This is a genomic window from Hymenobacter wooponensis (assembly GCF_004745865.1).
Taxonomy (GTDB): domain Bacteria; phylum Bacteroidota; class Bacteroidia; order Cytophagales; family Hymenobacteraceae; genus Hymenobacter; species Hymenobacter wooponensis.
This window is the reverse complement of the sequence record NZ_SRKZ01000002.1, coordinates 627,907-639,643: the sequence shown is the minus strand read 5'-3', so window position 1 is coordinate 639,643 and position 11,737 is coordinate 627,907. Positions and strand designations below refer to the sequence as shown.

Here is an 11,737-nt window from a genome sequence, read left to right as displayed (position 1 = left end):
GTTTAACCGCTGTTCTGATGGGGCTTCACCCCCGGCCCCCTCTCCTTCAGAGAGGGGAAGCCTGAAGAGTTGTGTGGCTGGAGCTATGGGGATATGGTGCAGGCTTGTTGTTCCAGGCCAGTCGTTCTGGTGCCGAGACGCAACTATGCGTCTCTACATTGTTCGGGGACTGCACCCTGGCATACACTAAGGGAAGCAGAAAGAGCGTTGGGGATAGAGTATAGCTGATATAACATGTTGCGCCTGCTCGCGCCGGCTCTATTTCACCTCCAGCCAACCTCCTACTATGAACCTCTTTCGCTTCCGGCGCCGTGCGGCGTCACCGCCACCTCCGCCCAAGAGCCCAGCCCGAGAGTGGCGCGATGCCGTGGTTTTCGCCGTGATGGCAGCTACATTTATCCGGTGGTCGGCGGTAGAGGCCTACACCATCCCAACGCCCAGCATGGAGAACTCACTGAAGGTAGGCGACTACCTGTTTGTGAGCCGCCTGCACTACGGCCCCATTACGCCCCAAACGCCCCTGCAGGTGCCGCTCACGCACCAGAAGTTGTGGGGCACTGAGCTGAAAAGCTACTCCGATGCCATTCAGTTGCCCACCTATCGGTTTCCCGGCTTTAGCTCGGTGCAGCGCAACGATGTAGTGGTATTTCATGTGCCGCATGAACTTGAGCGCCCCGCCGACATGCGCACTCACCTGATTAAGCGTTGCGTAGCCGTGGCCGGCGATACGCTGGAAGTTCGGCAAGGGCGGGTGTTCGTCAATGGTCAAGCTGGCGCAGTGGCGGGGCAGCTCCAGAACACCTACTTCCTGCAGGTAGACCACCCCGATGATGCCGTGCGGCAAGCCTTGCGCGACAAGGGCGTGGTAGACTACAACGAGCCCGACGGCATACCCCAGGCCACTGCCGACCCGGCCACCGGTAAGCCTGGCTTCATCATTAGCTGTACGCCCACCGTGGCCGAGTATTTTCGACGCCAGCCCTACGTGAAAGCGCTAACCGTTCCTGAGTACCGCACGCAGTTGTTCCCGGATGTGGGAGATTTCCATAACCCCAGCGCGGCGCAAAGCAGCCAGCCCCGCAACTGGCAGCTCGATGACTACGGCCCGCTGCCCGTGCCCCGCAAGGGCCAGACGGTAACCCTCACGCCCGCCAACGCGGCGGCCTACTACGCCATCGTGGCCCACTACGAGGGCAACCAAGCTATTACCTGGCAGCAGGGTCAGATTTACCAAAATGGTCAGCCGCTCACGCGCTACACCATCAAGCAGAACTACTACTTTATGATGGGCGACAACCGCCACAACTCTGAGGATTCGCGCTTCTGGGGTTTCGTGCCCGAAGACTACATCGTAGGCAAAGCGGTATTCGTGTGGCTCTCCCTCGACCCCAACGCCGACCTGTTGCACAAAATCCGCTGGGACCGGCTACTCCGCCCCATTAGCTAGAGCAGGCGGATAGTGCCGCGAAACGGATTTTCGTGGTACAAAACCACTTTGGTTAAGCGGGCACAGGCCTAGTTGTCCTTGCGGCAGAAACAGAAAAGCGGCTGAAGCTACGAGAGCTTCAGCCGCTTTTGCTAGGGCGCTGTTTGAGTGATAGGCCGAACGATGTAGAGACGCAATAGTTGGAGTCTCGGCGTATGCTGATGTTGTTTGCCTTGCGTGGTTCAATGACTATTGTTCTAGGCCAGTCGTTCCCGCGTTATTGTTCAACAGGAGGCGCAAAATATTGCGTTTCTACACCGTTCGGCTTGCCCAAGGGTAACATCAAACTACTTCAGAGCCGCCTTGGTCAGTGTGCTTTAGGCTTTATTTACTCTTTCACCAGTCGTTGGGTGATTCTCTGCTGGTCTTTGGTGATGATCAGCAGCGTGTACATGCCCGCCCGTAGTGAGGCTACATTAATCTCGTTGGTGCTGCCCAAAGTACCCTGCGCTTTCACCACCCCGTACGCATCCGTAATCTGGTATTGGCTGCCAGTCAGGGGCAGGGTAGAGGTGAGGCGCAGCTTGTCGGTTGCGGGGTTGGGGTACAGCTGCACAGTGGGCTCAGGAGCGGTAGCGGCCGCAACAGCGGTAGCGGTGGCTACGCTGCTGCCAGCTTGGCTAATGCGAATCCAGTTGAGGTTCCAGCCGCCGGTTTGAGCAAACACCCCGAAACTGTAAGTGCCGGCCGTTACGCTCACCGTTTGCGATACGGTAGCCCAGGTTTGCCAGCCGCCGGTAGCCGGAATGGTCACTTTGCCTAGTTGGGTAGTGCCCGAGTTCAGGTCCGACGATAAGGTGCCGCCGCTGGGGCTGGCCACCCGGTACTCAATGGTGTAATTGCCCGTGGTGGGGAAGGTGATGTTGCTGTAGGCCATCCAGTCACCGGCATCAATGTAGCCCACGTTCAAGCCCCCACCGGTGTCGGTGGTGGTTTGAGTTTGCACCCCCGACATGCTGCTGTAGGCCTCTGCCTCCAGGTTGATAGCTGTAGCAGTACCGGTGGCGGGGCCATACACTTCTACCTCGTAGATGGAGTAGCCGTAGGTGGTAGCGCGGCGGGTACCGTAGATGCGCACGTAGCGGCCCCGGCCCGCCAGACCCGTAATATCGTCTAGGCCACCGTCGCCGTTGATGACTGACTGGATGGAGGTCCAGGAGGTGCCATCGAGGGAAGTTTGCAGCTGGTAGTCTTTGCCGTAGGCAGCTTCCCAGTAAATCTTCACCCGCGCAATGTCTTTCACCGCGCCCAAATCGAGCTGCAGGTATTGCGGATCGGCGAAGGCGCTGGCCCAGCGGGAAGTCATGTTGCCATCAATGGCCTTGGCGGCAGTGGTACCCGTGTTTTCGCTGGAGGAAGCCGTGGCGGCCACGGGCGTCAGGCGGGTAGTGGCCGGCGCAGGCGTGGTGGGTGTGGTAGGGGTGGTAGGCGTGCTGCCGCTGAAGGGCAGGCTCACGTACAGCTGGCCTAGCTCGGTGAGCTGACCCGAGGCGGCCCCGAGCAAGTTGATATTGGGTATCTCGTTGTTGCGGCCCGAGAACCAGGCGTAGCGAAATACCGCTGGCTCGTTTTCCAGGTAGTTTACGGCGGCGGTGAGGTAGCGCTTCTGCACATCCAGCGTAATCTGGTCCTGGGGCTTATCACCGCACGAAAACTCCGTGAGCCAGATGGGTTTGCCGTACTTCTTCAGCTCCCCAATTTTATCGCGCAGCCATTGCTCCTCGCACACGTAGGTATGCACGGCAATGTAGTCTACCTGGCAGCTGGGGCAGGCGGCAAAAAAGGCATCGAGGTACTGCGTAGGCGAGTAGTAAGTGGTACCGTTTTCCGATACACAGTCGCCGCAGTAGTTCACGGCCGGCGACACCAGCTTGAGGTTTTTGCGGCGGGCAACTTCCTGTAGCGTAGGCCACAGGGCGGCTGCCTGGGTAGGCGTAAGGTTGGCCTGGCTGCGGAAGTTGGGCTCATTGAAGCCCAGCAAGTACTTAGCCCCGGCCGGAATGTTGGCGGCTAGCCGGTCGGCGGTGAAGGGGGCGCCATCCAGGTCGCGGCCCCACTGCATGGGCACGTAGTCGATGCCTAGGCCAGTGTAAACACTGGCCGCACCAGCTTCGGGCTTCGAGTACCAGTTGTACCACCAGCTGATGCCGGGGGCCAGGGCCTGCATGTCGGCCGCCGAGTGGTAACCGTAGGCGATACCGCGCTTGGCGCTTTTGGTTTGGGCAGTGGCTTGGAGTGGCCAACAGCCTAGCAGGGCCGCGGCACCGAGCAGCCACCCCGTGGCTCCCCGGCGAAGGGACGCATAAAGCTTGTTCATAAAAGAGAGGTGAATTGGTTGGATAGGGCAGTGGCTACCAAATAGTTGAGTTTGGTAGTTTTCAAATATAGCTGTAATAAAACAAGTTAGTGTTAAGGAATAACCTCCTGAAGATGAAGTAAAAACTGCTATGCTGGGGCAGGATGTTGCGCATCAAATCAGTGCGGGCCGTGGACGCGTGAGAACTGCAACTAGTTTTAGGCTGTGTCTGAAAACCTAGAACAGTCATGCTGAGCCTGACGAAGCATCTCTGCCGCTTTGTCTGATAGTAGACAACTAAGCGGTAGAGATGCTTCGACAGGCTCAGCATGACGTTCAAAACGTCCAGAACGACTTTTCAGCGCAACCTAGTAGTCGTTCTAGGCCAGTCAACCACCCCTAGCCCACACTCGCTTGATGCTCGACCTTTTTCAAGGAGGGGAACTAGCTGCTTAGCTCAGGTGCGTAACTTAGATTAGCTACTTTTAACGTACATGAGCTGGTATCAATACCTCCTTATTCTCCTGCCTTATGAGTGAGCGTATTCCTATTTATCAGCTGCAGGCATTTGCTACGGGTGGCGCCGAGGCACCGGAGGTTTACTTTCCGGAGTATGGCGTGGCCAAACCCACTATTCCCCTGCATCGGCCATATCGGGGCGACTACTACAAGATCAGCCTGTGCCTGCGCGGAACCGCCGACCTTAAGGTGAACCTGCAGCCCTACACCGTAACGCCGGGCTGCCTGGTGCTGGCTACTCCCGATGTAATCAAAGAATGGGGCCGCGTCAGTGAGGACTACGAAACCTTATCGATCTTCTTTACCAAGGACTTTATCACCGCCAACAACGCGGCCACAGGCAAGCTGCACTTCTTTGTGGCGCCGCCCGTGCATGTGCTTCCGTTGGCAGCAGACGAGGCCGCCAGTATTGCGGCTTCCTTCCGGTTTCTGCAGCAGAAGTACAACACCCCCAATGCCCAGCGCGACAACATCGTCAAGAGCATCCTCCACAGCCTGCTCTACGAGATTGGGGCGCTTTACGGCCAGCCAGCAACGGGCCAGAGCATTAGCCGCAGTCAGCAGTTGGTGGCGGGCTTCCGGCAGCTGGTGCAAGCGCATTGCGCCGAGGAGCGCAGCGTGCAGTTCTACGCCGATGCGCTGTGCATCACGCCTAAGTACCTTACCGAGCTAGTGAAAGAGGTGACCGGCCGCACTGCCAGCGAGTGGATAGCCGAAGCGGTGGTGCTGGAAGCCAAAGCCCTGCTGCAAGACCCCGCCCTGACGGTGCATCAGGTAGCTGCCGGCCTGCAGTTCGTGGATCAGTTTGCGTTCAGTCGGTTTTTTAAGCGCGGTACTGGCCTGTCGCCCACGGCGTACCGGCAGGCCGGATAGGCCACGCTTGCCGCCTTTTGGCCACAGGTTGCCGCCCTTTGGCCATTCTGGGGGCGGCCCCGAGTGTCGAAGTTTGTATTGGCATCTGTCACTGCCCCTGGGCTTACCAGCTTAGGGCGTGGCCAGATGAAGCTACATTCTTCACGCTAATCCTTTCCTGTATGATTTTAGTAACTGGCGCCACCGGACAATTAGGCACCGCCGTGCTGGACAACCTCCTGCAACATACGCCGGCCCAGCAAGTGGCGGCCCTGGTGCGCGACGAAGCCAAAGCCGCAACCTGGCAGGCGCAGGGCGTGAGCATCCGGGTAGGCCACTACGGCGACCCCGCCTCTCTTGACCGCGCCATGCAGGGCATTGAAAAGGTACTGCTGATATCGGGTGGGGGCGAAGACGACGCGCTGCAGCAGCACTACCACGTAATAGATGCGGCTAAAAAGGCAGGAGTACGCTGCCTGGCCTACACCAGCCGGGCCCTGAAAGACCCCAGCAGCCTGGCCAACCACCTGATGGTGCGCCACTTCCAGACCGAGGAATATCTCCAGGCCAGCGGCCTGCCGCACATCATCTTCCGCAACATCCTATACATGGACACGCTGCCCCTGTTTACGGGCCCCACCGTGCTGGAAACCGGTATTAGCCTTCCCGGTGGCCAGGGCAGAGTGGCCTACGCCCTGCGCAGCGAAATGGGCGAAGCCATTGCCAAAGTACTGCTCGCCGGTACCTGCGACAACCGCATCTATCACTTCACAGGAGCCGAGGCATACTCCTTCACTGACGTTGCGGCGGCCCTGACGGAGTTGTCGGGCCGGCAGGTGGCCTACACCGATGTGGAGAATGAGGTATTAGCAGGCCGCATGCGCGAGCGTGGCGTGCCCGAAGTAGCCATTGAGCGCACCATTGGATTCATGACCGACATCAAGCACGGCCAGGAAGACATCGTAAGCTCCGACTTAGCCACGGCCCTGGGACGGCAGCCTGCGTCGCTGGTAGAGGGCGTGAAACTGCTGTACAAGCTATAGCAGGCGTAATAAGCCAGGCCCTTCACGCACCGTGGGTGGTGCATATAACTCCCAAGCGGCTGATGCCATAGGCGCATCAACTGCTTGGGGGTTTGGAGTATGAAGCAACGCTTATAAAGATTAAAGTAGTCTGGCCTAGAGAAGCTTAGCTGCGCTTGGGTACGTACTGCTGCACCACAATGCCGCACTCAAAGGCAGTGGCGTGTACTAAGGTGAGGTGCTGAGTACCTCCTAGGCCAGTAAAGATGGGCAACCCCCGGCCCAGAGCTGCTGGGTTGATGAATAAGTGATACTCGTCAATCAGGTTGTGCTTGATCAAAGAGGAAACGAAACTAGCTCCGCCGTAGGCAATTATATCTTGGCCGGGTTGGGCCTTTAGCTGCCTGATTTCATCGGTCAGGTCGGCGGTAGCCAGCGTGGTATTGGCCCACTCAGCCTGCTGCAACGTCTTGGTGAATACTACTTTGGGGGTGTCGGTAAACTTCTGGCCGGCCGCAACGTCTGGGTTGCTTGGGTCAGTGGCTACGGCTGCCCAGTGCGGGATAAAGCCTTCCGCCAGCTTGCGGCCCAGCACAATGCAGTCTGCTGAGTTAGTGAGCTGGGTCACGTAGTCTTTTAGTTTATCATCCCAGTTGAAGGTCATCCAATCCATTTCACCGTTGGGCCCGGCAATGAATCCGTCAACGGTCATCTGGACTTGCAGCTTGAGTTTTCGCATGGTAGCAAGGTTAGCTAGTTAGTACCCCAAATGTAGGAGTGTGCCCAAATGAGCAGGGCGTATGAATGCGGCATCTCTCGGGGGCATTTGCGACAATTGATAGGGAGCTTTCTAGCTTAATGGCCAGCCACTCCTCCGTTATTATTAGTTGCGCAAGACCAGTAGTAGGATAGCAGCTTTGGTTAAAGGATAGTGGTAAGTAGTAGGGAGCTAGCGTGTGCTCATGCCAGACAACCCAACACCGCATAACAAGCTGCACGGTAGACCTGTACGCTGATGTTGGAGGAAACCTTCGGAGGAAACTCTGCGAATACCGTAGCTAATGGGGCGGTGGCGGGGCGTACCTGCCTGCCGTTCGGCGCACCGTTCTCCTGAGCTATACCTGCACCCTTATGGCCAAGCATAAAAAGAAGAAGCACAAGAAGAAAGGCATGGATGCCGTGCCGGACGATGTACTGGACGCGGCCGTACTGTCCATCAAGAAGTTTCGGAAGGTGACCAACGAAATTGCCAAGCTAAGCCTGGGGCAAAAAGTTGTGGGCGGCTTGGTGCTGGCCGCGGCTGGCCTCATCTACCTGGATCAGCGCAAGGGCAATGACGAAGAGGGCTCCCACTCCACCCCCAAGTTCGACTGGCCTAAGCTGGCGGAAGCGAAAGTAACATCTGCTACGGAGGCAAAGGACGACGACGATGAGGAACCACCCATCAGAGCAGCCACGGTGCCGCGGAAAAGTCGGAAAAGCCCCAAAGCCGGCAAGGGCCACGGGCACGCCAACCGGAAATCTCACGACGACTCCGACGAAAATATTAGCTAGTTGAGCTGTAGAAGTGGCCTAGCCGCAGTAATACCCGAGTTCAGAGGAGCTTCTTCCGTTTCCCAAGCAACTTTACCTCTCAGAATGCGAATAGCCTTTTCTAACAGGCTCTATACCTGAGGAAACCAACTCTCTCACTTAGTACCAAGCATCATGAAAAAGGATAAGAATAAAAAGAAAGCCGACAAGACTGGTAAAGCCGGCAAGTCGGGTAAGAAAACCACTTTGTTTGGTGGCGCTGGCAAGTCGCTCAAAAAGCTGGGCAAGGGTACTGGCCTAGCGAAGCTAAGTACCACTCAGAAAGTGCTTGGGGGCGCGGCCCTGTTGGCAGTAGGCCTGGGGTACTTGGGCAAGCGCCGGAACAGCACCCCGGCCGCTACCCCCAACTCTGATGCTGCCGCGGCCGAAGAAAGCCTGGCTTCTATGGAAGGCGGTGGGCTCTAGTCTGCTCAGCACGCTCTAGGCAATACCAGCTTTGTGTGGGGTATATGTAACAAGCCACAAAGGGCTGAAGCTACCGTAGCTTCAGCCCCTTGTGGCTTGTTAGCAGCGTAAGGTTTTATTAAGCAAGAGAGGATGATAGATGAAAAACAGGAACTGCTTACGTACTGCTAGGGCACTCTGAGTATGCGCCGGGAGGCTAGCTGATTAGCGTTTCTCCTGGTAGGCAAAGGGCACGGGCAAGACCCGAGATACGCGCACGGGCTTGCCGGCCATTTTTCCGGGGCTCCACCACGGCATAATTCTGATCAGTCGCAGGGCTTCTTCGTCGAGCCCATAGCCGCAGCCCTTCACTACTTTGGCGTCGGTGATGCGCCCTTGCTCGTCTACTACAAAACTCACGAACACGGTGCCTTGCACCTGGTGTTCGAGCGCCTGCTTAGGGTACTTAGCATTTTGACGCATGAAGGCCCGGTACGCGGCCTCATCTCCAGGAAACTTGGGCAGCTCATCGGAGTAGTTGAGCACTTCACTATTAGGTTCAGCTAGCACCGTGGAGCCCGCTAGAGAAGCGCTAGTCAGGGAGCTGGTAACTGGGTGCATCTGCACCTGCAGCGGGTCGCCGCTGGCCACTTCCAGCACTTTGTCGCGGTAGCCTTGGTAGCTGAAGAGCAGCATCGATTTGGAGTTGCTCAGCTGCACCAGAAATTCTCCTGCCGCATTTGTGCTGGTGGCCTGGGTGGTGCCTTGCACCAGCACCACTACCCCCGGCAGTGGCTCGCCGGCTGGGTTGGTAACCTTGCCGGCAACCGTACTGGTAACTAACTCGCTGCTAGGAGAAGGTGGGGCCGGATAAGCCGCTGGGTTAAAGGCTAGTGCTTGGCTAGCGCACCAAATAAGAGTAGCAAAAAAGAACATATAGTGGGAGTTTTAAGGTGAGCTAAGAGCAGGTAAAGCCCGCAAAGGTTTGCGGGTAAGAAGAGCGTGGAAAGCCGAAGGCAAGCAATAGGCCATCGACTGGTGTTTGCTGATTATAAGCGTTAGGCTGCTGTAGGCCTATAACTGAACTATGTCAGGAATAGCTGATATGGAATAGTGCATATAATATCCTGTAAAAACACTGTTATAGCGGCTAAGCTAGTGCGAGATAAGTGTTGGTATATAATGCGATTATAAACAAAATAAAGGATATATAAAAAAGTGGTTTAGTAAGTATTGTTAGAAATTTTATGAAAATCAGACAGCTGCTATAGTTAAACGCCAGTAGGATTAAATATAGGCGACGGGCAGCCTTGTGTTGCCGAACTGCTGCCCACAAACACAGCCATGGCCCCTGGTAGCAAGCAGGCAAGTGGGGTACACTGAGTGCCTGCTGCGAAACTTTTGTTTTGGGTGCTTAATCGGACAAAACACTGGTGCAGCTTGTTTGCCGCTTGGTGCCCTTTTTATATTTAGATAATGAAGAAGCTGATAAGAGGTATGGCGGTGGGCGCCGGGCTTTTATGGCCTGCGTTGGCCTATGCTGGAGAGCGAGAAGAGAAATATACGCTGCTCCTAGTGGGGGGCATTGGCGGTTTGCTGGTAGCAGCGTTGTTATACACGCTGCTCATGTTGCTGGCCTCTATTTATGTGAAGAACAAAACGGCAATTACAACCAGCTTTATCCTGTGCGTGCTTTTGTACCTCCGCATGGAGTATCTCTCGTTTCAAACGTTGCGAGTGGCGCTGGGTCTCATGCGCACCCCTACGGGCAACCCGGGTCCGGTGCCTCTTACGCCTCTGCTTCTGGTGATACCAGTAGCGGTGCTTGGGGTAGGCCTGCTTGTGTTCAGAATAGCCATGCGCCTCTGGAGGAAGCGAAACCGTCCGCGCATAAAGGCGCCCGACGGAGAGGTGCAGGATGTGCATCGCTAACCTGCCAAAAGGAAGAGTAACCTAGCTGGGCGTACAAGCTTGCCTTCGGCCGCTGAAGCTAGTTGTAAAAGAGTGGCTAGCTGAGGCTGTAATAGAGAATATATAAGTATGCCAGTGCTTATATGCAACTGTTTTTGCCCTAGCTGGGCTCTTACAGCAAGTATTGGCTCTGGTTTAACGCTTTATTTATGAAACGCATCTTTCTACTTCTAGCAGCACTAGCCGTGGTGAGTAGTGCTCAGGCGCAGCTTGGGTTGCGAGGTGGCCTGAACACCACCCTATTAAACTCCAAATCAGATGGCGCATACGGTGATGTAAGTGCTAACGAGTACCTCGGTTACCAAGTAGGGGTATTTTATGCCCACAAGCTCACGGAGCACATAGCTTTGGTGCCAGAAGTGGCCTACAGTCGCCAGATTATGCAGTTGCGGGTAGATGACTACAGCATTGCCGATGCTGGTTATAGTGCCCGGGTGCGGCTAAGCCGCTCTTACCTACAAGTGCCCGTAATGCTGCGCGCTACCTTCGGAAAATTTTACCTCGAAGCCGGACCTCAAGCAGGCTTTCTGGTAGGCGCGCACGAGAAGGGAACGGAATACCTGGGGACTATTGCAGGTACCACTGAGCGGCAAATAGATCGTTCCGCTGCGGATCGTTACCGGCGGATTGATCTGAGCCTTTGCGCTGGCCTAGGCGTGCAATTGCCTGCTGGTTTTGGAGTGAATTTACGGAGCTCCTCAGGGCTCATTGCCTTCAACCGCGGAAATGAACTGGCCTATGCCTCCCGCGACGATTTGAAGAACCAAGTGTTGCAGGCATCCATAACCTATTTGATAAAACCCAAATCCTAGAGAGAAAAGGGCGCTTTTCTGCGCGTTATATTTCTTGAAAAATGCCAGCAGCTCCGCTTTGTAAGAGTTGCCGATGGGGATGTACGTGTTATCCGTCAGCACTACGTTTTCGGGCTGTAAGAGCTTGATGTGCGCGGTGGCCACAATAAAAGAACGGTGTACGCGCAGGTAGCTTGGGCCCAGCGTTTCTACCATTTCCTTCATGGTTTGGTGTAGCAGGTAGGTTTTGGAGGCCGTAATGAGCTTCACGTAATCCTTGCAGCCTTCTACGTACACAATATCGCGGTGCGGCACTTTCAGCAGGCCCTGGCGCTCTTTCACCAGAAGGTAGCGCTCCTCAGAGGTGTCGGCGGCCGGAGGTGGCTGCACGGCGGGCAAGCGCGAAATGGCTTTCATGAACCGCTCGTAGCTGAAGGGCTTGAGCAGGTAGTCCAGCACATCTAGCTCGTAGCCCTCGTAGGCGTACTCGCGGTAGGCGGTAGTGAGCACGGTTTTGGGGGGATGCTGCAGGCTCTTAAGAAAGTGTAGGCCACTCACCAGCGGCATTTCAATGTCCAGAAACAGCAGATCCACGGGATGTTGCAGCAAGTGCTCGTGGGCCTCCATGGCGTTGCGGCACTTGCCCGTGAGCGTAAGCCCCGGCGTCTGGCCGATAAACTGGGAAAGCACTTGGTGGGCCAGCGGCTCATCATCCACAATCAAACAACGAACTGGGGCGGGAGTAGTGGTCATAGGGAGGAATGTAGAATAATACGATGGTGCTTATCCATAACCCCCGTCCCCACTGGGAGAGGGGGCGGGG

General features: G+C 56.2%; 11 protein-coding genes. 7 read left to right on the top strand and 4 right to left on the bottom strand.

The genetic code is table 11. The features are described from left to right. The first annotated feature begins 286 nt into the window (after nt 1–286). Complete coding sequence (gene lepB / locus EU557_RS08875; protein WP_135530027.1) at nt 287–1,447, top strand: signal peptidase I; 1,161 nt, start codon at nt 287–289, stop codon at nt 1,445–1,447. A gap of 367 nt (nt 1,448–1,814) precedes the next feature. Here lepB and EU557_RS08865 read toward each other — a convergent pair whose 3' ends face one another. Beyond that, entirely contained in the window at nt 1,815–3,803 is a 1,989-nt protein-coding gene (locus EU557_RS08865; RefSeq protein ID WP_167855137.1) for a glycosyl hydrolase, read from the bottom strand. Nucleotides 3,804–4,313: 510 nt separating this feature from the next. Between EU557_RS08865 and EU557_RS08860 the strand changes: the two genes are divergently transcribed. Together EU557_RS08860 and EU557_RS08855 are read left to right on the top strand one after the other, a co-directional pair. Then, nucleotides 4,314–5,174, top strand: coding sequence for an AraC family transcriptional regulator (locus EU557_RS08860; RefSeq protein WP_135530026.1), 861 nt, complete (start codon nt 4,314–4,316; stop codon nt 5,172–5,174). Nucleotides 5,175–5,335: 161 nt separating this feature from the next. Continuing rightward, nucleotides 5,336–6,196 carry an SDR family oxidoreductase gene (locus tag EU557_RS08855; RefSeq protein ID WP_135530025.1) on the top strand — a complete coding sequence of 287 codons (861 nt, stop codon included), beginning with the start codon at nt 5,336–5,338 and terminating at the stop codon, nt 6,194–6,196. 145 nt (nt 6,197–6,341) lie between these two features. Here the strand turns inward: EU557_RS08855 and EU557_RS08850 are convergent, their stop codons facing one another. After that, entirely contained in the window at nt 6,342–6,914 is a 573-nt protein-coding gene (locus EU557_RS08850) for a dihydrofolate reductase family protein (RefSeq protein ID WP_135530024.1), read from the bottom strand. Nucleotides 6,915–7,306: 392 nt separating this feature from the next. Here EU557_RS08850 and EU557_RS08845 point away from each other — a divergent pair, with 392 nt between their 5' ends. Both EU557_RS08845 and EU557_RS08840 read left to right on the top strand, forming a co-directional pair. After that, a complete protein-coding gene (locus EU557_RS08845; RefSeq protein ID WP_135530023.1) occupies nt 7,307–7,729 on the top strand; it encodes a hypothetical protein in 423 nt (140 codons plus the stop codon). 153 nt (nt 7,730–7,882) lie between these two features. Beyond that, nucleotides 7,883–8,173 carry a hypothetical protein gene (locus tag EU557_RS08840; protein WP_135530022.1) on the top strand — a complete coding sequence of 97 codons (291 nt, stop codon included), beginning with the start codon at nt 7,883–7,885 and terminating at the stop codon, nt 8,171–8,173. 204 nt (nt 8,174–8,377) lie between these two features. On the opposite strand, the gene EU557_RS08835 is transcribed toward EU557_RS08840, so the two are convergent. Next, nucleotides 8,378–9,088, bottom strand: a complete 711-nt coding sequence (locus EU557_RS08835) for a TonB family protein (RefSeq protein WP_135530021.1) — start codon at nt 9,086–9,088, stop codon at nt 8,378–8,380. A 540-nt stretch (nt 9,089–9,628) separates the two neighbouring features. Here EU557_RS08835 and EU557_RS08830 point away from each other — a divergent pair. After that, nucleotides 9,629–10,084, top strand: a complete 456-nt coding sequence (locus tag EU557_RS08830) for a hypothetical protein (protein WP_135530020.1) — start codon at nt 9,629–9,631, stop codon at nt 10,082–10,084. A gap of 188 nt (nt 10,085–10,272) precedes the next feature. Then, the gene (locus EU557_RS08825) at nt 10,273–10,935 is read left to right on the top strand and encodes a porin family protein (protein WP_135530019.1); all 663 of its coding nucleotides are present in this window, start codon (nt 10,273–10,275) and stop codon (nt 10,933–10,935) included. On the opposite strand, the gene EU557_RS08820 is transcribed toward EU557_RS08825, so the two are convergent. Further along, a complete protein-coding gene (locus EU557_RS08820; protein ID WP_135530018.1) occupies nt 10,822–11,667 on the bottom strand; it encodes a LytR/AlgR family response regulator transcription factor in 846 nt (281 codons plus the stop codon). The two genes, EU557_RS08825 and EU557_RS08820, sit on opposite strands and share 114 nt — an antisense overlap. Nucleotides 11,668–11,737: the final 70 nt, after the last annotated feature.